The sequence below is a fragment of the Haemophilus haemolyticus M19501 genome (assembly GCF_000222025.1).
Lineage (GTDB): Bacteria > Pseudomonadota > Gammaproteobacteria > Enterobacterales > Pasteurellaceae > Haemophilus > Haemophilus haemolyticus_G.
In genome coordinates this window covers 1-23,412 of record NZ_AFQO01000012.1, presented here as the reverse complement: position 1 = coordinate 23,412, position 23,412 = coordinate 1, and the positions used below count along the sequence as shown (strand labels likewise).

Annotated in this window: 14 protein-coding genes, 1 rRNA gene and 3 pseudogenes; 8 read left to right on the top strand and 10 right to left on the bottom strand. The window is 39.4% G+C overall.

The window, feature by feature from the left end:
- Positions 1-26: 26 nt before the first annotated feature.
- Both rlmB and rnr read right to left on the bottom strand, forming a co-directional pair.
- Entirely contained in the window at positions 27-767 is a 741-nt protein-coding gene (gene rlmB, locus GG9_RS02560) for a 23S rRNA (guanosine(2251)-2'-O)-methyltransferase RlmB (RefSeq protein WP_005632121.1), read from the bottom strand.
- A 55-nt stretch (positions 768-822) separates the two neighbouring features.
- Positions 823-3,171 carry a ribonuclease R gene (gene rnr / locus GG9_RS02565; RefSeq protein WP_005632120.1) on the bottom strand — a complete coding sequence of 783 codons (2,349 nt, stop codon included), beginning with the start codon at positions 3,169-3,171 and terminating at the stop codon, positions 823-825.
- A gap of 185 nt (positions 3,172-3,356) precedes the next feature.
- Between rnr and GG9_RS09745 the strand changes: the two genes are divergently transcribed.
- Positions 3,357-3,491, top strand: coding sequence for a hypothetical protein (locus GG9_RS09745; protein WP_272941226.1), 135 nt, complete (start codon positions 3,357-3,359; stop codon positions 3,489-3,491).
- Between the two features lie 82 nt (positions 3,492-3,573).
- Complete coding sequence (locus GG9_RS09720; RefSeq protein ID WP_005632119.1) at positions 3,574-5,160, top strand: YadA-like family protein; 1,587 nt, start codon at positions 3,574-3,576, stop codon at positions 5,158-5,160.
- A 150-nt stretch (positions 5,161-5,310) separates the two neighbouring features.
- On the opposite strand, the gene yedE is transcribed toward GG9_RS09720, so the two are convergent.
- Entirely contained in the window at positions 5,311-6,369 is a 1,059-nt protein-coding gene (gene yedE, locus GG9_RS02570) for a YedE family putative selenium transporter (protein WP_005632118.1), read from the bottom strand.
- A gap of 228 nt (positions 6,370-6,597) precedes the next feature.
- Here yedE and gss point away from each other — a divergent pair, with 228 nt between their 5' ends.
- The gene (gss, locus tag GG9_RS02575; RefSeq protein WP_005632116.1) at positions 6,598-8,472 is read left to right on the top strand and encodes a bifunctional glutathionylspermidine amidase/synthase; all 1,875 of its coding nucleotides are present in this window, start codon (positions 6,598-6,600) and stop codon (positions 8,470-8,472) included.
- A gap of 14 nt (positions 8,473-8,486) precedes the next feature.
- On the opposite strand, the gene brnQ is transcribed toward gss, so the two are convergent.
- A complete protein-coding gene (gene brnQ, locus GG9_RS02580; protein WP_005632113.1) occupies positions 8,487-9,797 on the bottom strand; it encodes a branched-chain amino acid transport system II carrier protein in 1,311 nt (436 codons plus the stop codon).
- 226 nt (positions 9,798-10,023) lie between these two features.
- Here brnQ and nhaA point away from each other — a divergent pair, with 226 nt between their 5' ends.
- Complete coding sequence (gene nhaA, locus GG9_RS02585; RefSeq protein WP_005632112.1) at positions 10,024-11,190, top strand: Na+/H+ antiporter NhaA; 1,167 nt, start codon at positions 10,024-10,026, stop codon at positions 11,188-11,190.
- Between the two features lie 38 nt (positions 11,191-11,228).
- On the opposite strand, the gene GG9_RS02590 is transcribed toward nhaA, so the two are convergent.
- On the bottom strand, positions 11,229-11,690 hold the full coding sequence (locus tag GG9_RS02590; RefSeq protein WP_005632111.1) for an Lrp/AsnC family transcriptional regulator: 462 nt from the start codon (positions 11,688-11,690) through the stop codon (positions 11,229-11,231).
- 119 nt (positions 11,691-11,809) lie between these two features.
- Here GG9_RS02590 and rarD point away from each other — a divergent pair.
- Positions 11,810-12,699, top strand: a pseudogene (gene rarD / locus GG9_RS02595) (EamA family transporter RarD).
- 61 nt (positions 12,700-12,760) lie between these two features.
- Here the strand turns inward: rarD and guaA (GG9_RS0108835) are convergent.
- Positions 12,761-14,320, bottom strand: a pseudogene (guaA, locus tag GG9_RS0108835) (glutamine-hydrolyzing GMP synthase).
- Between guaA (GG9_RS0108835) and GG9_RS0108830 the strand changes: the two are divergent.
- Positions 14,269-14,701: pseudogene (locus GG9_RS0108830) on the top strand (Na+/H+ antiporter NhaA); the annotation flags it as partial. The pseudogenes guaA (GG9_RS0108835) and GG9_RS0108830 overlap by 52 nt on opposite strands.
- 234 nt (positions 14,702-14,935) lie before the next feature.
- On the opposite strand, the gene GG9_RS02600 reads toward GG9_RS0108830, so the two are convergent.
- The 4 genes from GG9_RS02600 to guaB all read right to left on the bottom strand — a co-directional run bounded on the left by GG9_RS02600 (position 14,936) and on the right by guaB (position 21,600).
- A complete protein-coding gene (locus GG9_RS02600) occupies positions 14,936-17,689 on the bottom strand; it encodes a YadA C-terminal domain-containing protein (RefSeq protein WP_005632104.1) in 2,754 nt (917 codons plus the stop codon).
- Positions 17,690-18,150: 461 nt separating this feature from the next.
- The gene (guaA, locus tag GG9_RS02605) at positions 18,151-19,722 is read right to left on the bottom strand and encodes a glutamine-hydrolyzing GMP synthase (protein ID WP_005632103.1); all 1,572 of its coding nucleotides are present in this window, start codon (positions 19,720-19,722) and stop codon (positions 18,151-18,153) included.
- A gap of 13 nt (positions 19,723-19,735) precedes the next feature.
- Positions 19,736-20,065 (bottom strand): hypothetical protein, encoded by a 330-nt coding sequence (locus tag GG9_RS02610; RefSeq protein ID WP_005632102.1) that lies wholly within the window; start codon positions 20,063-20,065, stop codon positions 19,736-19,738.
- Between the two features lie 68 nt (positions 20,066-20,133).
- The gene (gene guaB, locus GG9_RS02615) at positions 20,134-21,600 is read right to left on the bottom strand and encodes an IMP dehydrogenase (RefSeq protein WP_005632100.1); all 1,467 of its coding nucleotides are present in this window, start codon (positions 21,598-21,600) and stop codon (positions 20,134-20,136) included.
- 129 nt (positions 21,601-21,729) lie between these two features.
- Between guaB and birA the strand changes: the two genes are divergently transcribed.
- Entirely contained in the window at positions 21,730-22,638 is a 909-nt protein-coding gene (gene birA, locus GG9_RS02620) for a bifunctional biotin--[acetyl-CoA-carboxylase] ligase/biotin operon repressor BirA (protein ID WP_032825118.1), read from the top strand.
- Positions 22,639-22,992: 354 nt separating this feature from the next.
- Positions 22,993-23,412 (top strand): 16S ribosomal RNA (locus GG9_RS0108825); the annotation flags it as partial.

Sequence of the window (23,412 nt, the reverse complement as noted above, 5' to 3'; positions counted from 1 at the left end):
AGTGCGGTAAATTTACCGCACTTTTCTTATGAACCTAAACGCTGACGTGCAATTTCAAATAAACATACCCCTGTTGCGACAGATACATTTAATGATGAAACTGAACCAGCCATTGGAATGCTAATCAGTTGATCGCAATGTTCACGTGTTAAACGACGCATCCCTTCGCCTTCAGCTCCCATAACAAGTGCTAGTGGACCTGTCAGTTTGCTTTGATAAATGGTTTCAGTGGCTTCGCCAGCAGTGCCAACCACCCAAATATTATGGTTTTGTTGTAAATCGCGTAGTGTGCGAGAAAGATTGGTTACACGAATTAACGGCACGGTTTCTGCTGCGCCACAAGCCACTTTACGCGCGATAGATGTTAATTGTGCCGATTTATCTTTTGGTACGATCACGGCCACTGCGCCTGCTGCATCAGCTGTTCGCAAACATGCTCCCAAGTTGTGCGGGTCAGTCACGCCATCTAAAACTAATAAAAGCGGATTTTGTTTATTCGAAAGAATTTCATCAAGATCATTTTCATTAAGTTCTTTTGCCGCTTGTACTCGAGCAATGACCCCCTGATGAACTTCACCATCGGCTTTTTTATCAAGTGTTTGTCGATTAACGAATTGCACACCAATTCCTAGGGAATAAAGCTCATTTAAGAGTGGCTGTAGACGTTTATCTTCACGTCCTTTAAGTACGAAGACTTCAATTAAACGTTCTGGCGAATGGGTTAAAATACTATTAACAGCATGAATGCCGTAGATTTGTTCTGACATAAATTTCTCTTTTTCTTATTTGAATTTTTAATTCATTCTTACAATGGGAAGTGAATTATTTTCGTTTTCTAGATGTTTTCTTCGAAACGTCTTTCTTTTTTACCGCACTTTTTCGTTTTTTGGAGGCTTTAGACGGTAGTTTTTTAAAGGCTTTCTTAGCTTTTTCTTTCGTGGTTTTTCCTGCTCGACGAGGCTTACGTTCACTCCCCATCAGAGAGAAATCGACCATTTTATTTTCTAAATGTACAGCTTCAACTTTGATGCGAACTTTATCGCCTAAGCGATATTGCATTCCGCTATTTTCGCCAATTAAACGCTGTTTTGCTACATCGAATTGGTAATAATCGTTTTCTAAGGTGGAAATATGGACTAAACCATCGATGAATAAATCATCTAAGCGTACAAATAAACCAAATCCCGTCACAGATGAAATAACACCGTTAAATTCACCGCCAACATGATCTTGCATATATTCGCATTTCAGCCAATCTGCCACTTCACGAGTGGCGTCGTCAGCGCGGCGTTCCGTCATTGAACAATGATTGCCAAGTAAATCCATTTCATCAAAAGAGTAATGATAACCGCCAGTATCCGTTGTTTTACGTTTTACGCCTTGTTCTTTAGCAAGCAAATATTTGATACCTCGATGAAGTGTTAAGTCTGGATAACGGCGAATTGGCGAAGTAAAGTGAGCATACTCTTCCAAAGCCAATCCAAAATGCCCAATATTATCAGCGTGATAGACAGCTTGACTTAATGAACGGAGCAACATTGTTTGAATAAGTTCATGATCTGGTCTTTCTTTAACTTTTTCTAAGAGTGCAGCATAGTCTTTTGTGGTTGGTTTTAAGCCACCTTCTAAAGTTAAACCAAACTCACTTAAGAAAGTGCGGAACGATGTTAATTTTTCTTCGCTCGGGATTGCATGAATACGATATAACGCAGGCTCTTTATGTTTTTCCATAAAATTGGCTGCTGCGATATTCGCAAGAATCATACATTCCTCAATGATTTTGTGAGCATCGTTACGAACAACGGGTTCAATGCGTTCAATTCGCCCCATTGCATTGAAAATAAACTTAGTTTCAATGGTTTCAAAATCAATGGCACCACGTTGTTTTCGGGCGTTGAGTAATGCTTGATAGAGATGATGCAATTCTTCTAAATGTGGAACAAGTCCTTGATAACGAGTGCGTAATTCTTCATCGCCTTCAAGCATTTTTGCTACTTTGGTATAAGTAAGTCGGGCGTGAGAATTCATCACTGCTTCATAAAAACGATAATCTGTGAGCTTACCTCTGGCAGAAATTTTCATCTCACACACCATACACAAGCGATCTACTTGTGGGTTAAGAGAGCATAAGCCGTTGGATAAAATTTCAGGGAGCATTGGTACAACTCGGTTCGGGAAATAGACCGAGTTACCACGATTATGCGCTTCTACATCCAAAGCGGAACGTAAACATACGTAATAACTGACATCCGCAATCGCTACCCAAAGTTTCCAGCCTTTGCCATGTTTTTCACAATAAACGGCATCGTCAAAATCCCGCGCATCTTCGCCATCAATAGTCACAAGTGGCAAATTGCGTAAATCCACACGGCCTTTTTTGGCTTCTTCTGGGATTTCTTCAGTGAATTTTTTTACGTATTTTTCCACCGCACTTGGAAACTTATGGGGAATATCGTGGTTACGCAAGGCGATTTCCACTTCCATTCCTTTCGCCATATTATCGCCTAGAATTTCAGTGATTACGCCAATTGGCTGGTTAAAACTAGCAGAGCGTTCTTGCAATTCGACAACCACAACTTGCCCCATTCGTGCGCCATTACGATGTTCATTTGGCACGAGAATATCACGACCAATTCTGCTGTCATCAGGCACCACATAGCTAAAACCGTTTTCTAAGAAAAAGCGACCCACAATTTGTTTTTTACGACTTTCTAATACGCGTACAATTCGCACTTCACGGCGACCACGACGATCTAATCCAGCAGGTTGCGCTAAGACAAAATCTCCATGTATGACTCTTTGCATTTGATGGTTTGGAATGAATAAATCATCTTTTTTGCCATCGACCTGTAAAAAACCAAAACCCTCGCGATGACCAATTACCGTACCTTTAAATAAATCTAATTTTTCTGGTAAGGCATAGCGTTTACGTTTGGTGAACACTAATTGCCCATCATTTTCCATCGCGCGTAATCGGCGACGCATCGCTTCTATTTGATCTTCATTTTGAATGGAAAGTGCGGTCAAAATTTCATCCCGATTCATTGGTGCATTATTGTCTCGAATAACGCTTAAAATAAATTCACGGCTAGGTATTGGATTGCCGTATTTTTCCAATTCTTGTTGGTAATTTGGATCTTGGTTGATTAAGTTTTTACGTTTTTTTGTCATTATTTTTTACAGTTTTAAAAAGTGCGGAGAGTTTGACACTGTAAGGGGGATAATGCAAGATGGGGTATAGGTTTATTTATCGGCAAAACCAATGAATTTTTAACGTACATATAAAACAATGTCTTTCTTTTTATTTTCTGTTAGAATGACTGCCTCAATTATTTTCTTGACAAAGGAGCAAAACAATGAAAATCATTAAGCAAGCAAGCAAGCAAGCAAGCAAGCAAGCAAGCAAGCAAGCAAGCAAGCAAGCAAGCAAGCAAGCAAGCAAGCAAGCAAGCAAGCAAGCAAGCAAGCAAGCAAGCAAGCAAGCAAAATAGTCTAACTCGCCTTTCTTTAATTAGTCTACTTATTTCCACTTCTTTTTATTCTGTTCAGTCTTTTGCGGCTACTGTTCCTAGTGTGAGCGGTCAGGATAAAACCTATAGCTTCCAAGGCGGTCAGGTCATTACCGGTAATGGAAAAGTTAAAAGTCAAAATAATATTGCGATTGGTAAGGATTCTATTGCTCAAGGTTTTAACTCAATTGCACTTGGGGATAGTTCAGCCGTAGTAAGTGAAGGGGGGCATGGTATTGCTATCGGTTATAAAGCAGAAACAAAAGATAAAGACACATATGATAATATTGTCATCGGCTTTGAAACAAAAGCATTATCTAAAGCCAATAGATCTATTGCTATGGGTTATAAGGCAAGTGTTGCAGATGGGGAGAGTACAGCAGCATTTGGTGAAAGTGCTACAGTGTCTAAATTGCCTGAAAATAAAACAACGCCAATCAATGGCACGTCTAAGCAAGTTGTTACCGACAGTAGTGGTAATGTAATAAATGTTATTGGAACCTCTCAAAAGGAAGAAGCTGTAATTAACAGTTATGGTGCAACTTACGGTAGCCAAGCATTTGGTTATAAAGCTTCATCGCACGGACTACTCGCCAATTCATTCGGTGCGTTCAGCACTACAGGGGCAACAGGTGCTAGCGCATACGGTGCGCAAAGTAGTGCATTAGGTAAATACAGTACAGTCATTGGCTTTAATTCAAAGGCAACAAAAGAGAATGCCTCTGCATTCGGGCATTTTGCTGAAGCCAACGAAAAAGATTCATTGGCATTAGGTGCAAATAGCACAGCAGAAAAAGAAAAATCGGTTGCTTTAGGTAATTATTCTATTGCCGACCGTGCCAACACCGTTTCAGTGGGAAGTAAAAAAGCGAACTATCGTCGCCAAATCGTCAATGTCGCTGATGGTACAGAAGATTATGATGCAGTAAATGTTCGTCAGTTAAATGCAGTAGAAGCTAAAATTGGTCAAGTGAATAATCAATTTACACAAGTTGATAATAAATTTACACAAGTCAATAACCGTTTAGATAATACAGACAATAAACTGGGTCAAATTGATAACCAACTTACGCAGGTTGATAGTAAATTTACACAAGTTGATAATAAATTCACTCAAGTCAATAACCGTTTAGATAATACAGATAATAAACTGGGTCAAATTGATAACCAATTTACTCAAGTTAATAATAACTTTACACAAGTTAATAATCGTTTAGATGGTACAGAAACTAAACTTGGACAAATTGATAATCAATTCACTCACGTAAATACGCGTTTAAATCGAACAGATTTACGTATTAGCCGCGTTGGTGCAAGTGCTGCGGCGTTGGCTTCATTAAAACCAGCGCAATTGGGCGAAGATGATAAATTTGCGTTGTCTTTGGGTGTGGGAAGCTATAAAAATGCACAGGCGATGGCAATGGGTGCGGTGTTTAAACCTGCTGAAAACGTACTACTCAATGTAGCAGGTAGTTTTTCAGGCTCAGAAAAAATCATTGGTGCAGGTGTTTCTTGGAAATTCGGTAAAAAATCAAAACCTGCGGTTTCAACACAAAGTGCGGTCAATTCTGCGGAAGTTTTGCAGTTACGACAAGAAATGTTGGCAATGCAAAAAGAATTGGCTGAATTGAAAAAAGCATTAAGAAAATAATCTTTAAACTAAGTGAGTAAGGGCGTGATGTACGCCCTTTTTTATTTATCTATTTATTCAAATATTATAGATATTCAAATGGATAGATATAGTTAACCTTTTGGGGAAGGATAAAATCTGCACTCGTGATGAGTGCAGATAGAAAGTGAATTAAGCCGATTTTTTGGTAAAGCCAATATAGGCGCAGAATATAAATCCAAGCACTAAAGCGTATGGCGTAAATTCACCAATGCCAGAGCCTGAAGCTGCAAGGCTTAAACGATGCGCCGCGGCTGCACCTAAAAGCATACCAAGCACAAAAATAGCGGAGTCATTATCACCTTCACCAAGGTGAACTAAATGTTTGCCTGGGCAACCACCGCCAAGGGCGAAGCATAAGCCGCACAGTGCCATACCGAGGAAGTTCCAAAGATATTGATTATGTGCACCAGGTTGTTGTTCAAACCCTAAATGGAATTGACCAAGTAAAGCATTGGTAATGGCAGCAAATACCACTAAAGCGATGACACCATTCAATAATGAAGAATCACGGAATAGAATGAAATTGCGGAATGCGCCAATTGAGCAGAAACGTGATTTTTGCATTAATACACCTATGATTAACCCGCCTGCTAAAGATAACGCCCAAAATGCATGTTGTGTGCCAGGGCCTTTTTGTGAGAAATAAAGCGGTAAGCCTTCGCCAAAACTAAATTGGGTGATAACGCCAATAAGTAATAAGCCCGCAATAATGACAGAAATCCAGCCAGTAACAGGAGCTTGTTCTTTTGCTTTGCCGAGCGAAAATCCTCGATTGCTAAAGAAAATTCCACCTAGTACGCCGACAAATAAACCGACAATACCAGCAATCGCAGATAAATCGCCGCCGCCTAGACGCAAATATGCGCGCCATGGACAACCTAAGAAAGTTAGAGCACCAATCATGGCAAATGCCCCTAAAATTAAGCGAATGAATGGCGATGAGCCACCACGAGCACGAAATTCTTTCGCAAATAACGCACTCACTAATGCACCGAAAATTAATCCGATGAGTTCGGGGCGAATATATTGAAGTGGAGCGGCTTGATGTAAGCCAATGGAGCCAGCTGTATCGCGTAAGAAACAGGCTGCGCAGAATCCCATGTTGCCGGGATTTCCGCTATAAGTAAGTAGTGGAGCGATGATACCTAGTGCAGCACCTGCAACCACAGGCCATTTTGATCCTTTCATAATGAAACCCTTGTGATATCTAAAGTTAAACTAAATTGTGTACTCTCGAATACTCGAAAAGCACGTTCATTTTAATCCAAGAAGTTAAATGGTAAAGAATGTTTTGATGAAAAGATGAGATAAATCAAAAATTTGGTAGGAAAAAAGTGCGGTAAAATTTTTATTGATTGTCGTAATGAAAATAAAAGATCTATACTAGCTACATTCATTTTTTACTCGGAAGATACGATGACAGAACGTTCAGCCAATATCATTACCCACGATCCTTTTGGTAGCTTGCTTGGATATGCACCTGGTGGCGTGGCAATTTATTCCTCAGATTATAATACTGCAGATGATAAAGAGTTCCCGAATGATGCTGCATTTCGCAGTTATCTAGGGCGAGAATATATGGGCTATAAATGGCAGTGTGTGGAATTTGCACGTCGTTATTTATATCTCAATCATGGCGTTGTGTTTGCCGATGTCGGTATGGCGTACGAGATCTTTTCTTTACGTTTTTTACGCCAAGTAGTGAACGATACCTTGTTGCCTTTGCAGGCATTTGCTAATGGTTGCAAACGTAAACCTCAAGCTGGTTCCTTATTAATTTGGCAAGAAGGGGGAGAGTTTAAACACACGGGGCATGTGGCAATTATCACTGAGGTATTGGCTGATAGAATTCGAATTGCCGAGCAAAATGTGATTCATTCCCGCTTGCCGAGTGGTCAGCAATGGACGCGTGAATTGCCGATGATTGTTTCAGAACAAGGTTATTTTCTACAAGATACTTTTGATGATACTAAAATTCTTGGTTGGATGATTCAAACAAACGATTCTGAATTTTCAGAACCCCAACCTTTTCCAAAATCAACCGCACTTCGGTTACAAGCCCATCATGTCGATAATCACGGTCAATTTAGTGAGAAATGGTTAAATGAAAATGAACCATTTGATGCGGCCTATATTAAGGCAATGAGTGGACATAAAGTGAGTCATTCTGATCAATATCGCTATTTTGCTATGTCTGAAAGTGCTCAACAAGAATTAATTCACGCTACGAATGAACTTCATTTAATGTATTTGCATGCAACAGACAAAGTACTCAAAGATGATAACCTGTTGCAGTATTTCAATATTCCGAAGCTCCTTTGGCCACGCTTAAGACTTTCTTGGCAAAATCGCCGTTATCAGACGATTACTGGTCGTTTAGATTTCTGTATGAGTGAACGAGGTTTGAAAGTCTATGAATATAATGCAGATTCAGCCTCTTGCCATGCTGAGGCAGGCGATATAATGAATCGTTGGGCAAAACAAGCTGGTGGCGTATTGGGGGAAAATCCGTCCGATGGCTTGCGTAATGCGTTAGCTGATTGTTGGCAACATAGTCAAGCCTCAAAATTAGTTCATATTCTGCAAGATCATGATGATGAAGAAGATTATCATGCCATGTTTATGCAACAGGCATTAGTGCAGGCGGGATTTCAAGCCAAAATTATTCACGGAACTGAAGGCTTACATTGGGATAATCGTGGTCGCTTGATTGATGGTGAAAATAACCAAGTTCAAACCGTTTGGAAAACCTGGGCGTGGGAAACCATGCTGGAACAACTTCGTGAAGATGCAACTGGAATGGAAGTCGCTCCGCCTATTCGCACAGGTTATCCTGAAGATAAAGTGCGGTTAATTGACGTACTACTTCGCCCTGAAGTGTTGGTTTATGAACCGCTTTGGACGGCAATTCCAAGCAATAAGGCGATTTTGCCTGTGCTTTGGTCTTTATTTCCTAACCATCGTTATTTGTTAGAGGCAAGTTTTCATCTCACACCAAACTTAATCCAAAACGGCTATGCACAAAAACCAATTGCAGGTCGCCGAGGTGATAATGTTAAATTGATTGGTGAAAATAATTCCATGCTAGACACAACCGATGGACAGTTTGGTCAGCAAGATAGTATTTATCAACAGCTTTGGTGCTTACCACAAGTGGAAGATCAATATTTGCAAATCTGTACTTTTACTGTTGGAGGGCATTATGGCGGCACTTGCCTACGTTCCGATTCGAGTCGAGTGATTGTAGGCAACAGTGATATGCAACCATTGAGAGTGTTGAAGGATAAATAAAACACCTTGTGATATTAAGAATGGGTTTTACGCAATGCTTTTCCAATTAAAATGCTTGCAACTAACATCACTAAAGTCGGAACCAACCAAGCCATACCTTCAGATGAAAGAGGGAAGTGCTCCAATAATGAATTAATGCTTTCTGGTAACATTTTAACGTTATTTAAGCTGTCACATAAACTAAAACAAACAGTTACGATTAATGTGCTGTTGTATGTAAATTTTATTGATGGAAGTTTTTTGCGTAAGAATTGCAATAATACAAGCACAATCGCTACCGGATAAATTAATAACAAAGCTGGGATCGTTATACGAAGTAGATCCGTTAAACCATATTGTGAAACGGTGATTGTCATCGCGGTAAAAAGTGCGGCCCAAAACGGATAAGAAAAACGCACAGAGAATTTTGAAAAATAGTCAGCAGCAGCACTCGTTACACCAACAAGGGTTGTTAAGCTCGCTAATATAATAATACCTGCCATAATCCAAGTGCCAGCAGAACCGAATAAGACATTTACATAACGAGAGAAAATTTGTCCGCCATTAGTTGCACCTTCTGCAACTGCAGCACTAGTCGCGCCTAGATAGAAAAGCGAAAAATATAAACCCGCAAGTAAGATGACTGAAACAAATCCTGCTGAGATAGTGTATTTAACGATGTCTTTAGGTTGAGTTACATTTTTTGTTGCAAGTGCGCGAGCGACGATTCCACCGAAAGCAATAGCAGCGAGTACGTCCATGGTTTGATAACCACTGGTTAAGCCGATTAATAAAGAATGGCCATTTTCATACGCTTTACTTGGCGCTTGAATTTCAGATAAAGGTGAAATAAATACAGTGACGGCTACAGCAACTAATAACACAAGCAATGCCGGTGTCATGAATTTACCAACACTTGAAATAATGGTATTTGGGCGAATCATAAAGCCCATCGCGATTAAGTTAAAAATGAGTGAAAAGAGGAAACGAACACTCGCATTATCTTCCACTAAGCCTAAAGGTAACCACGCCATTTCGTAAGCAACATTCGTGATACGTGGCATTGCAAAAGTGGAACCAATGGTTAGATAAAGTATAACAAGAAAACCTGTGCCCGCCCATTTAGGTAAATCTTTCGTGAGTTCTTCACCACGACCTAAAATAGATACAATAACAAGTGTAATAAAAGGCATTAAAACGCCAGTTAATACAAAACCGAATGATGCGCCTGCCCAATGCTGTCCAGCAGTGAAGCCTTCCATTGGCGGAAAAATGATGTTACCTGCACCTAAAAATAAGGCGAAGATCATCATTCCTAAAACGATAATATCTTTACGTGAAAACATAATTTTTTGACTCTAAAAATAAAAAGGCCTGCATTCTACTACAAAGTGTAGAAAATCCCTATTCTGTAAAACTAAAAATGTGAATTTCGTCACAATATGAAGAATGTTATCGACAATTCGATAAAAATCCCTGCAAAATCGACCGCACTTTTCCCTTTGAGGGCAAAAATATGCTAGGATTCAGCCTTTGTTAATTTTTTGTTATTTATTTTTGGAAGGAGTTTGCGTGGTACAACTGATTCAACGCTTTTTAAAATTAGAATCCGCTGGTGGTATTTTGTTGCTTTTTTCTGCTGCAGTAGCGATGTTGCTGGCTAATTCGCCATTAAGCAGTCAATATAATGATTTCTTGAATTTGCCAGTCAGTTTGCAAATTGGTAGTTTCTCTATTAATAAAACCTTAATCCACTGGATTAACGATGGTTTTATGGCGGTGTTTTTTGTGTTAGTGGGAATGGAAGTTAAAAAAGAATTATTTGAAGGCGCACTTTCTTCCTACCAACAAGCTATTTTCCCTGCCATTGCTGCAGTGGGTGGAATGATCGTGCCCGCGTTAGTTTATTGGTTTATTGCAAAACAGGATCCTAGCCTTGCAAACGGCTGGGCTATTCCTATGGCGACTGATATCGCTTTTGCGCTTGGCATCATGGCATTATTGAGTAAGCAAGTGCCATTGCCTCTCAAGATTTTTTTACTCGCACTCGCTATTATTGATGACTTAGGCGCGATTGTTGTAATTGCGCTGTTCTTCTCTCATGAATTAAGTGTGCAGGCTTTAATTTTCTCAGGTATATCTATTTTGACTTTGGTTTTATTAAACCGCTTTAGAGTTAGTGCGCTTTGTGCCTATATGGTGGTTGGGGCAATTTTATGGGCATCTGTTTTAAAATCTGGTGTTCATGCGACTTTGGCTGGCGTGATTATTGGTTTTTGCATTCCATTAAAGGGTAAAAAAGGTGAACGACCATTACACGATTTTGAGCACATTCTAGCGCCTTGGTCATCCTTCGTTATTTTACCGCTCTTTGCATTTGCCAATGCAGGCGTTAGTTTTGACGGTATTGATGTGAGCATGATTTCATCGCCATTATTATTGGCTATCGCGTGCGGTTTAATTATAGGTAAACCAGTCGGCGTTTTCGGATTTAGTTATATTTCTGTTAAATTGGGATTAGCTAAATTACCGGATGGAATCAATTTTAAACAAATTTTTGCGGTTGCGATTTTATGTGGTATCGGTTTTACGATGTCAATGTTCTTAGCAAGCCTTGCGTTTGATGCTAATGCGGGAGAAAGTGTCAATACGCTTTCTCGTTTAGGAATCTTACTCGGTTCAACGGTTTCGGCAACGCTTGGGTATTTATTCTTAAAACAAACGACAAAACTAAGTTAATCATACACAAAGTGCGGTAAAAATTTACCGCACTTGTTCTATAAGATAATTCCACTATCTGCTTTGGTAAAATTCATTACAAATAAACTTTTATAAGTTCTTACATGAAATTCACCCGTCAATACCCGACGTGTGAATGCGTGATAGCTTTCCATATCTTTTGCATGGAGTAGTAACATAAAATCATAGTCCCCTGAGATTTCGTAACAGCTCACCACTTCGTCTTCTTGACGCATTTTCCGTTCAAATTGCTCTTGATAATAAGAATGTTGATTATCCATTTCGACCATGACAAATACGCTAATGGTACGCCCAACGGCTTTTGGGGAAACGACTGCAACTCGTTTTGTAATAACGCCTGAATCAGTTAATGCTTGTACACGTCGTTGACAGGTTGCAACGGAACTATTCACTTTCTCTGACAGTTCTTTTAATGGAATCATGGCATCTTGTTGTAATACATTCAAAATATTACGATCTAATTTATCCAGTGTTTGCATAAGATAATTTCTCAAAAATGTAACTATTGAGAAAAATATTATCACAATAAAAAATAAAGTTGAGATTTTTTATTGCCTTGGGCTTTTATAATAATCACATTGATGAGATGAGGTTCAAGATGAAAGTAGTCATTCAAGGCGTATTATTGTGCATTTTTTCACAATGTTTATTTGGCATATTGTATTTATTTAGTATATGGCTCCAACCACTTAGCGGAACGGATGTTTTTGCGTGGCGTATGCTGACCATGATCTTTGGGTTACTTTTAATTTTATTCCCGACTATTGGTTGCCGTTCTCTTTTGTCTCTTATCACGACAACTTTAGGAAAAAGTTGGACGCGTTGGGTTTTGTTTTTACTGGGGACACTAGATGCGGGAAGTCAATTCTGGCTCTTTATGTGGGCACCGCTAAATGGCGAAGGGATAAATATTGCGATGGGATACTTTCTTTTCCCTCTGATTATGGCTGTTTTAGGATGGGCTTGGTTAAAAGAACGCTTATCATTTATTCAGAAAATTGCGCTTTTACTGGCTGCCTGCGGTGTTGTACATGAATTATGGCACACTCAAAGTTTTTCATGGACAAGCTTGTGGGTTTGTATGGTTTATCCATTTTATTATCTAAGCCGTAAATGGATGAAAATCCCTGCTCTACAAGGAATTACATTGGATATTATTTTAATTTCGATTCCTTGCTTTATTTATATTCTTTCTCAAAGCGATACGCTTTCTTTGGTTACGCAAGAATATCGTTATTGGTTATTGCTACCAGCACTTGGTATTGTGAGTGCGATTTCGCTTTCAGCCAACTTAAAATCAAGCCAACAAATTCCAGTTAGTATTTTTGCGGTATTGAGTTATATCGAACCCATATTGCTTTTTTAATAGCTGTCTTTGTGCTGGATAACCAAATAACCACAAGCGACTATTTTACTTATGTGCCTATTTGGTTAAGTCTCATTGTGATTGGCATAGAAGGGCTTTTAAACAAAAATAAAGTGCGGTGAAAATTAACCGCACTTATTAAAGTTACTGAAATAATTAGAAATTATTTGAAATAGAGATTTTCTATTCCCACTCGATTGTCGCTGGTGGTTTTCCGCTGATGTCGTATACGACGCGGGAAATGCCATTCACTTCATTGATGATGCGGTTAGACACTTTGCCTAATAAATCATAAGGTAAATGAGCCCAATGTGCGGTCATAAAATCAATGGTTTCTACCGCACGTAGCGAGATAACCCAATCGTATTTACGGCCATCGCCCATCACACCTACAGATTTCACTGGCAGGAACACACTGAACGCTTGGCTGGTTTTTTCATACCAACCGCTGTTGCGTAATTCTTCAATAAAGATCGCATCCGCACGGCGTAATAAATCGCAGTATTCTTTTTTCACTTCGCCTAATACACGCACGCCTAAACCTGGACCTGGGAATGGATGGCGGTTGATCATTTCAGCCGGTAAGCCTAATGCTAAACCGATTTTACGTACTTCATCTTTAAATAATTCACGTAAAGGTTCAACTAAGCCAAGTTTCATATAGTCAGGTAAGCCACCTACGTTGTGGTGTGATTTAATCACATGTGCTTTACCGGTTTTGCTTGCTGCAGATTCGATCACGTCAGGGTAGATCGTACCTTGTGCCAACCATTTTACGTTAGTGAGTTTTTTCGATTCATCATCGAAGACATCAACGAATACTTTACCGATAATTTTACGTTTCGCTTCAGGATCCGATACGCCAGCAAGTTCGCCTAAGAAACGGCTTTCAGCATCAACACGAGTGATGTTTAAACCGAATTTGTAACCGAACATTTCCATGACTTGATCGCCTTCGTGTAATCGGAGTAAACCGTTATCTACGAATACGCAATGTAAGTTTTTGCCGATAGCACGGTGTAAAAGTAATGCAACCACAGAAGAGTCCACACCACCAGATAAGCCTAAAATCACTTCATCATCGCCCACTTGCTCTTTAATACGAGCAACGGCATCTTCGATAATGTTTTCTGCTGTTCATTTAGTTTCGCAACCACAGATATTCACGACAAAATTAGTTAATAATTCTAAACCTTTTTTGGTGTAGGTTACTTCTGGGTGAAATTGTACACCGTAGAAACGACGATTTTCGTCTGACATTGCCGCAATTGGGCAGGTTGGAGTCGTACCCGTTACTTGGAAGTTTTCAGGTAAACGCGTTACTTTATCGCTATGGCTCATCCATACATCTAATTTGCTATCGCCATCATTTAAATGAGCGAAAAGTGCGGTTGGATTATCCATTAAAACAGAAGCATAGCCGAATTCACTATGATCAGAGGTCTCAGTTAAACCACCAAGTTGCATTGCCATCGTTTGCATGCCGTAGCAAATACCTAATACCGGCACACCGGCATGGAATACATATTCTGGGGCGCGCGGGCTGTTTGCTTCGGTGGTACTTTCAGGACCACCTGAAAGAATAATCCCCGTTGGGTTAAATTCACGGATTTGTTCTTCCGTCACATCCCACGCCCAAAGTTCGCAGTACACACCGATTTCACGCACACGACGCGCAATCAGTTGAGTATATTGTGAACCGAAGTCGAGGATCAGGATTTTATGGTTGTGGATGTTTGTCATTAAGCAGTCAATATCATGATTTTTTGAATTTGCCAGTCAGTTTGCAAATTGGCAGTTTCTCTATTAATAAAACCTTAATCCACTGGATTAACGATGGTTTTATGGCGGTGTTTTTTGTGTTAGTGGGAATGGAAGTTAAAAAAGAATTATTTGAAGGCACACTTTCTTCCTACCAACAAGCTATTTTCCCTGCCATTGCTGCAGTGGGTGGAATGATCGTACCCGCGTTGGTTTATTGCAAAACAGGATCCTAGCCTTGCAAACGGCTGGGCTATTCCTATGGCGACAGATATCGCTTTTGCGCTTGGTATTATGGCATTATTGAGTAAGCAAGTGCCATTGCCTCTCAAGATTTTTTTACTCGCACTCGCTATTATTAATGCGGGAGAAAGTATCAATACGCTTTCTCGTTTAGGAATCTTACTCAGTTCAACGGTTTCAGCAACGCTTGGGTATTTATTCTTAAAACAGACGACCAAAATAAGTTAATTCTTCATAAAATTTGCGAAAAAATTGCACTGCAAAGAGAATCATTTCTATTGCAGTGCAGGTATTGAATAAACCTCTCACAATTAACTAGCACACAAGAAAATATGTGCCGTTATTTGTTCGTGATTACCACTTCCAGCCCACGCCACCTGATGTACCAATATCGCCTCGAGAATTGATGGAAGCATTGAATTTTACCACTACTTTCCCTTTTTTCAAGGCAGTAGAGTAGCCTGCAGCCACTGCACTTTCCCCTTTAAATGAACCCACTCCCAAACCAAAAATTGACTCGCCTGCAGCTTGTACGGTTGGCACTCCTGCCATTGCATTACTGCCTGCAATACCACTACGATATTCGGCTGTCATTTTATTCAATCGTTTATCTAATTGACGGAACTGATTATCGACTTTTTCGAATTGAGTTTGATGCTCCATTAATTTTGTGTTTACTTGATTTATTTCTACTTGATGACGATTTACATCAGATTCTACAGTGTTTAAGCGAGTTGAGTGTTTAGTTAATTCTGTATTGACTTGATTAATTGCTTGCTGATGACGATTTACATCGGTTTCTACTGTATTTAATCTATTATTTTGTGATTGGAGCTGCTCTTTTTGAGAATCTAATTGAGAGGTATGTTCGGTTAATTTTGTATTTACCTCATTGAATTGACGAGCAGCATCCACACCACCAGATGCTACTTTAGCTTCTATTGCTTTTAATTGAGCCACGTTTACTGCATCGGTGTCTTTTGTCCCTGCAGCAAGGTTGTTTAACTGGCGAGTAATGCCCTCGTCTTCATTACCAAGAGAAACTGCCGCAGCAGTAGAGAGCCAAGTACTAATCTCTTTACGTTTTTCTTTCAGTTCTGTTTGTTTGGTTTCATAGTTTGCTTTGGCTACATCACGTTCTGCTTTAGCGGTAGCACGATGTTCATCGCTTGCTTGTTCATAAGCCTTGTCTTTGGTTTTATATTCTTCTTCTGCAGCATTTAGTGTAACCAACAATTGTTGTTCAGCTTTTTTAAATGTATCTATTTTATTTTTTATTTCTGAATTTGCTTCTAAGCCATAACCTATTTGTAATTTATCAACATTTGAAACTGAGCTGCTTCCCAATGCTACGCCATTTGAAACACTAACAGATGCAAAATGACCCAGTGCAATCCCTCCAATAGCGTTTTCAGCTTTAGCTTGTGAACCTACTACAATAGCACCTCTTGAGTTTTCAACTTTAGCAAATTCTCCACCAACAAAACTACCATTTGAATTTTTAGAAATTGTATTTACACCTAATGCAACGCCATTCACTGAATTTTCAATTTTAGAGTTAGAGCCAATAGATAAAGCATAAATAGAGTTATTAATGGTTGATTTAAGACCGATTCCTATACTTCCATCCGAATCAGTAACATTAGATTTAGAGCCTACAGCAACTGAGTAGTAAGAGTTATTAAGGGTTGATTCACGACCTATTCCTACACTTTCATTTGAATTCGTTACATTGGATTTAGAACCAACAACAACTGAGTGACTAGAATTATCTGCATTAGCAAATTCTCCACTAACAAAACTACCATTTGAATTTTTGGCATTGGTTTTAACCCCTAAAGCAACACTATTTTCGGAATTTTCTATTTCAGATCTTGCTCCAGCAGCTAAAGCATAATTAGAGTACTTAACGCTTGAGTCGTGACCAATACCTATACCTTGCTCCGAATTAATTATCTTAGAGCCAGAACCGACAGTAACTGAATTATTAGAAGATGTTATTTTTGTAAATGCTCCTCCAGCAAAACTATTTTCTGAATTTTCAGTACTGGCTGTTATCCCTAGCGTGACACTGTTTTTAGAATTATTTACTTTAGAGAATGCCCCGCCGACAAAACTACCACTTGAATTTTCAGAACTTGCTTTAACCCCTAAAGCAACACTGTTTTCAGAGTTTTCTATTTTAGATTGTGCGCCAGAGGCTAAGCTAAATTTAGAATTATTAACTGTAGAGGCATAACCAGTCGCTATGCCTTGTTCAGATTTAGTTACATTAGAATTAGAACCTGCAGCTATAGACCAACCTGAATCTTTAGTTGTTGCAGATGAACCTATAGCAACACTGCTAGTCGAATTTTCTATTTTAGATAGAGTCCCAGCAGCTAAGCTAGAGCTAGAATTATTAACAGTTGAAGCATAACCAATAGCTACACCTTGTTCAGATTTATCCAAATTAGATTTGGAACCAATAGATACAGACCAACCAGAATTATTAACAATAACCTCGTTACCAATAGCGGAACCTTGTATAGAATTAGCCAGTTTAGAATTCGAACCAATGGTAATCGATCTACTTGAATTACTTACATTAGCCAGTATACCTCCGACAAAACTATTTTCTGAGCTTTTAGCTGTTGCTAATACACCCAATGCAACACTGTTCTTAGAATTTTCTACTTTAGACTGTGCACCTGCGGATAAGCTAAAGTTAGAATTATTGATGTTAGAATAAGAACCTATAGTTGTACTTTGGATAGAATTATTGATGTTAGAATAAGAACCTATAGTTGTACTGTTGTGAGAATTAATAGATTTAGAAAATGTACCGCTAACGAAACTGTCAGCTGAGTTTTCTGCGGTTGCCCTTAATCCTAAAGCAACGCTGTTGTTTGAGTTAGTTGCGTTAGCTCCTGCTCCACCAATAAATGTATAGTCTGATTTATTTAAAACAGTATTAATTCCAATAGCTGATGAATAGTTAGAATTTGTAACAGTAGCATTACTTCCCAGTACATAGGAATGTTCGGATTCTGTAAGCTTAGAGTGTGAACCTATAGCAATACTCCCACCTGATTTTGTGAGTGTTGGACCTTGTGTACCGCCGCCCATTCCATCACCATTTCCTGAACCGTTACCAAATTTAATTAGATCGAAAACATCTCGGTTCGTTACATCAGTGGCATATCCTAATGGTGTAACTAATAAAATCGATAATAAAGCTGCGACTTTATTTATTTTAAAATCAAGTGTTTTTGATAATATTGTTTGTTTGTTTGTTTGTTTGTTTGTTTGTTTGTTTGTTTGTTTGTTTGTTTGTTTGTTTGTTTGTTTGTTTGTTTGTTTGTAATGACATAGTTTGGTCTCCTAATAAAGAAGTTGAGATGCTCTTTTAGTTTACGCCTAATATTTTTTTAAAACGAGCGATTTTTGAACTTTTTTGAGCATTTATATCTTTTTAGTAGTAAATTTTCTTCAATGTCAATTTTTAGTGAGATAATCAATCGCTTTAATAGATAAAGGCACGTGAGGAAAACGTGCCTTTAGTCTAGATCAGGATTTAAAAAGCGAATTTATTCCCACTCGATCGTTGCGGGGGGCTTTCCGCTGATGTCGTACACGACGCGGGAAATACCATTCACTTCATTGATGATACGGTTAGACACTTTGCCTAATAAATCATAAGGCAAATGTGCCCAATGTGCGGTCATAAAATCGATGGTTTCTACTGCACGTAGTGAGATAACCCAATCGTATTTACGCCCATCGCCCATCACGCCAACAGATTTCACAGGTAAGAATACGCTGAAGGCTTGGCTGGTTTTTTCATACCAACCGCTATTGCGTAATTCTTCGATAAAGATCGCATCCGCACGGCGTAATAAATCGCAGTATTCTTTTTTCACTTCGCCTAATACACGCACGCCTAAGCCTGGGCCAGGGAATGGGTGACGGTTGATCATTTCAGCTGGTAAGCCCAATGCTAAACCGATTTTACGCACTTCGTCTTTAAATAACTCACGTAGTGGTTCAACTAAGCCAAGTTTCATATAGTCTGGTAAGCCACCTACGTTGTGGTGTGATTTAATCACATGTGCTTTGCCAGTTTTGCTTGCAGCAGATTCGATGACATCAGGGTAGATCGTACCTTGTGCTAACCATTTCACATTAGTGAGTTTTTTCGATTCATCATCGAATACATCAACGAATACTTTACCGATAATTTTACGTTTTGCTTCAGGATCTGATACGCCTGCAAGTTCGCCTAAGAAACGGCTTTCTGCATCAACACGAGTGATGTTTAAACCGAATTTATCGCCAAACATTTCCATGACTTGATCGCCTTCGTGTAAGCGAAGCAAACCATTATCCACAAATACGCAGTGTAGTTTTTTACCAATCGCTTTATGTAATAACAGTGCGACAACAGAGGAATCGACACCACCAGATAAGCCTAAAATCACTTCATCATCGCCTACTTGTTCTTTAATGCGAGCAACGGCATCTTCGATAATGTTTTCAGCTGTCCATTTAGTTTCGCAACCACAGATATTCACGACAAAATTAGTTAATAATTCTAAACCTTTTTTGGTGTGGGTTACTTCTGGGTGGAATTGTACGCCGTAGAAACGACGACTTTCATCAGACATCGCCGCGATAGGGCAAGTTGGTGTTGTGCCAGTAACTTTGAAGTTTTCTGGTAAACGCGTTACTTTATCGCCGTGGCTCATCCAAACGTCTAATTTTGGCTCGGAAGCGGTCGAATTATTATTCAGATTTGCGAAAAGTGCGGTGGAATTTTCAAGAGAAACGGAAGCATAGCCGAACTCTCTGTGATCAGAGGTTTCGGTTAAACCACCAAGTTGCATTGCCATAGTTTGCATTCCATAGCAAACGCCTAATACTGGTACACCAGCATTAAATACATATTCAGGTGCACGAGGGCTATTTTCTTCAGTAGTACTTTCTGGACCACCAGAAAGAATGATACCGTCTGGATTAAATTCACGGATTTGTTCTTCAGTCACATCCCACGCCCAAAGTTCGCAGTACACACCAATTTCACGTACGCGACGTGCAATCAGTTGAGTATATTGTGATCCAAAGTCGAGGATCAGGATTTTATGATTATGGATGTTTGTCATTTTTTGCCTTATGTTAATTTTGTTTTGTCATATTGATGTAAGTTCCACCATGTCCATCGCTGATATATTTGATGTGAAATGTTTCGGTCTTATTACAGCCTTTTACTGTCCAAGTTTCATTCACTAAATCTACAGTGGAAGTTTTGTTGTTTAGTTTTACATCATCGATCTGAGTGTGAATATGTTTAGGCGTACAATTATGGATTGCTCTGAAAAATAGGTTAATGTTACTTGCCGTATCATATTTTAATAAATCGTCTGCTGTTGTTTCCCCAGTATAAGTTGGACCGAGTAATGTGCAGGCCGATAGAATAAATGGAATCAGTAATATAAATTTCTTCATTATAGTTCCTTTTATTACATGAAACAGTTAAAAAGAGCGGGCAAATTTAACCGCTCTTTTATTCATTGTTAGCCCATACGATAGTTTGGCGCTTCTTTAGTTATCGTTACATCGTGAACGTGGCTTTCTTTAATACCCGCACCACTGATGCGAACAAACTCCGCTTTCGTGCGTAATTCTTCGATGGTTGCGCAGCCAGTTAAGCCCATGCAAGAACGTAAGCCACCCATTTGTTGGTGGATTATTTCTTTTAAGTAACCTTTGTATGGAATACGACCTTCGATACCTTCTGGTACGAGTTTATCTGCTGCGTTATCTGATTGGAAGTAGCGATCTGATGAACCTTTCGCCATCGCACCTAATGAGCCCATACCACGGTAAGATTTAAATGCACGACCTTGGTAAAGTTCGATTTCACCTGGTGCTTCTTCAGTACCAGCAAACATAGAACCAACCATTACACAGCTTGCGCCTGCAGCGATGGCTTTTGCAATATCACCAGAGAAACGAATACCACCGTCGGCAATCACTGGAATGCCACGATCTTTTAATGCTGCTGCTGCATCTGAGATAGCAGTGATTTGTGGAACACCTACACCAGTTACGATACGAGTTGTACAAATTGAACCAGGGCCGATACCTACTTTCACTGCGCTTGCGCCTGCGTCTGCAAGTGCGATAGCACCTTCAGCCGTTGCTACGTTACCTGCAACGATTGGTAAGTTTGGATATTTTGCGCGAGTTTCACGAACGCGTTGTAATACGCCTTCTGAATGACCGTGAGAAGAGTCGATTAATAACACATCTACACCAGCTTTCACTAAAGCATCAATACGTTCTTCGTTACCTGGGCCTGCACCTACAGCGGCACCTACGCGTAAACGGCCGAATTCATCTTTACATGCATTCGGTTTTTGTTCTGCTTTTTGGAAGTCTTTAACGGTAATCATGCCTTTAAGTTTGAAACTATCATTAACCACTAATACTTTTTCAACACGGTGTTGATGCATTAATTCCAAAATTTCTTCGCGACTAGCCCCTTCTTTTACTGTCACCAAGTCTTCTTTTTTCGTCATTACTTGTGAAACAGTTTTGCTCAAATCTTTTACGAAACGGGTGTCGCGTCCAGTAATGATACCAATTAGGTTATTTTCACTATCTACAACAGGATAGCCAGCGAAACCGTTTTTCTTCACCATTTCAGCAAGTTCGGCAAGCGTTAAATTTGGTGAAACAGTTACTGGTTCAGAGACGATACCGCTTTCGAATTTTTTCACTTTACGAACACGGTCCGCTTGGCGTTCAATGGTCATATTTTTATGAATAAAGCCGATGCCACCTTCTTGCGCTAAAGAGATCGCAAGTTTGGTTTCGGTTACGGTATCCATTGCTGCTGAAAGCATAGGAATATTCAAATTAATTTCTTTAGTGAGTTTGGTTGAAAGATTGGCTGTATTTGGAAGCACTGTTGAATGTGCTGGGACGAGTAGAACATCGTCAAAAGTAAGGGCTTCTTGTTTAATGCGTAATGACATTGCAATATTCTCGCTAAGTTGAAGTTAAAAAATATTGCGGTGGGATTATACAGATTTTACTTGATTTTGAAAACGAAATTTTTGGATTTGTGCTATGATTTTCGCTCCGTTTACCACAAGGGATAAATGATGAATTTCGCTTTATTGACATATTTAGCTGACTGTCAGCCGAAAGTGCGGTTTGAATTGGAAAAGTTTTCTCTGGATATTGAAGAGGACATTAAACAATTACGTGAGCTAGGCTTGGAAATAGTCGTTGATAGCCAAAATTATTGCTTAGTGCCTAGTCTTCCTTTATTAAATCCTCAGCAAATTTCAACTGCACTTTTTCCTTATAGTATCCATTATCAGCCGATTATTTCCTCTACAAATGAATGGATACTACAAAATATTCCTTCCTTAAAAAAAGGTGATCTTTGTGTGGCAGAATATCAAACTGCTGGGCGCGGTCGGCGTGGTCGCCAATGGTTATCGCCTTTTGCCGGGCAAATCATGTTTAGTTTTTATTGGGCATTTGATCCTAAAAAATCAATTGAGGGTTTAAGTTTAGTCATCGGTTTGGCGATTGCCGAGGTGCTAAATGTGCAAGTGAAATGGCCAAATGATATGTTGTTTGAGGGGCGAAAATTAGGTGGTATTTTGGTAGAAATTGCTAATCATAAGAATGGCTTAATGAATTTAGTTATTGGCGTGGGGATTAATGTTTCATTGCCAAAGCAAACGGAAATTAGTCAGCCTTATGCGCAGTTGAGTGAAATTGATCCCGATATTGATCGTCAGACATTGTTTTCAACATTGATTCAACATTTATATACACGCCTAGAACGTTTTGAAAAAGAAGGCATTAATGCTGAATTTCAACAAGCGTGGAAAAACCATGATGCGTTTTTCAACAGTGAAGTGAATGTAATTACGGAACAACGTGTGATTTCCGGTATTGAACAAGGTATTGATGAACGTGGTTATCTAAAAGTATTACGTGGCAATAAAATCCAGATGTTTAATGGTGGTGAAGTTTCATTACGTAAGAAATTATAGCGATAAAAATTTGAGCATTCTAACCGCACTTTTTGATGAAATGTTTATATTTCCATCAAAAGATCATTTTTTTAAATATTTTTACAAAAAAGTACTTGCAAGGGGTTTGAAAATCCCTATAATGCACCGCACACAACGACGCACTGTTGTGAAGTATTTAAGTTTCCACGTGCGTCGTTGTTTTTTGCTCTTTAACAATATATCAGACAATCTGTGTGGGCACTTGTTGATTGACTTGTTTTAAAACTATTTTTAATTTTGAAGTCTTAATAGGTGCTTAACTGAAAATTCATCATTACTTTTTTAAGTAGTTTTTTTATTTATAGCTAAGCAGTTTATTGAGCGATTGAACTTGAATTGAAGAGTTTGATCATGGCTCAGATTGAACGCTGGCGGCAGGCTTAACACATGCAAGTCGAACGGTAGCAGGAGAAAGCTTGCTTTCTTGCTGACGAGTGGCGGACGGGTGAGTAATGCTTGGGAATCTGGCTTATGGAGGGGGATAACGACGGGAAACTGTCGCTAATACCGCGTAATATCGAAAGATTAAAGTGTGGGACCTTCGGGCCACATGCCATGAGATGAGCCCAAGTGGGATTAGGTAGTTGGTGGGGTAAAGGCCTACCAAGCCTGCGATCTCTAGCTGGTCTGAGAGGATGACCAGCCACACTGGAACTGAGACACGGTCCAGACTCCTACGGGAGGCAGCAGTGGGGAATATTGCACAATGGGGGGAACCCTGATGCAGCCATGCCGCGTGAATGAAGAAGGCCT

What these genes read in the sequence shown, in the direction of transcription:
- GG9_RS02610 (WP_005632102.1), bottom strand. Translation starts at nt 20,065, where the DNA reads ATGAAGAAATTTATATTACTGATTCCATTTATTCTATCGGCCTGCACA.
- birA (WP_032825118.1), top strand. Translation starts at nt 21,730, where the DNA reads ATGAATTTCGCTTTATTGACATATTTAGCTGACTGTCAGCCGAAAGTG.
- yedE (WP_005632118.1), bottom strand. Translation starts at nt 6,369, where the DNA reads ATGAAAGGATCAAAATGGCCTGTGGTTGCAGGTGCTGCACTAGGTATC.
- GG9_RS02590 (WP_005632111.1), bottom strand. Translation starts at nt 11,690, where the DNA reads ATGCAAACACTGGATAAATTAGATCGTAATATTTTGAATGTATTACAA.
- guaA (WP_005632103.1), bottom strand. Translation starts at nt 19,722, where the DNA reads ATGACAAACATCCATAATCATAAAATCCTGATCCTCGACTTTGGATCA.
- GG9_RS02600 (WP_005632104.1), bottom strand. Translation starts at nt 17,689, where the DNA reads ATGGGCGGCGGTACACAAGGTCCAACACTCACAAAATCAGGTGGGAGT.
- GG9_RS09745 (WP_272941226.1), top strand. Translation starts at nt 3,357, where the DNA reads ATGAAAATCATTAAGCAAGCAAGCAAGCAAGCAAGCAAGCAAGCAAGC.
- guaB (WP_005632100.1), bottom strand. Translation starts at nt 21,600, where the DNA reads ATGTCATTACGCATTAAACAAGAAGCCCTTACTTTTGACGATGTTCTA.
- rnr (WP_005632120.1), bottom strand. Translation starts at nt 3,171, where the DNA reads ATGACAAAAAAACGTAAAAACTTAATCAACCAAGATCCAAATTACCAA.
- rlmB (WP_005632121.1), bottom strand. Translation starts at nt 767, where the DNA reads ATGTCAGAACAAATCTACGGCATTCATGCTGTTAATAGTATTTTAACC.
- brnQ (WP_005632113.1), bottom strand. Translation starts at nt 9,797, where the DNA reads ATGTTTTCACGTAAAGATATTATCGTTTTAGGAATGATGATCTTCGCC.
- gss (WP_005632116.1), top strand. Translation starts at nt 6,598, where the DNA reads ATGACAGAACGTTCAGCCAATATCATTACCCACGATCCTTTTGGTAGC.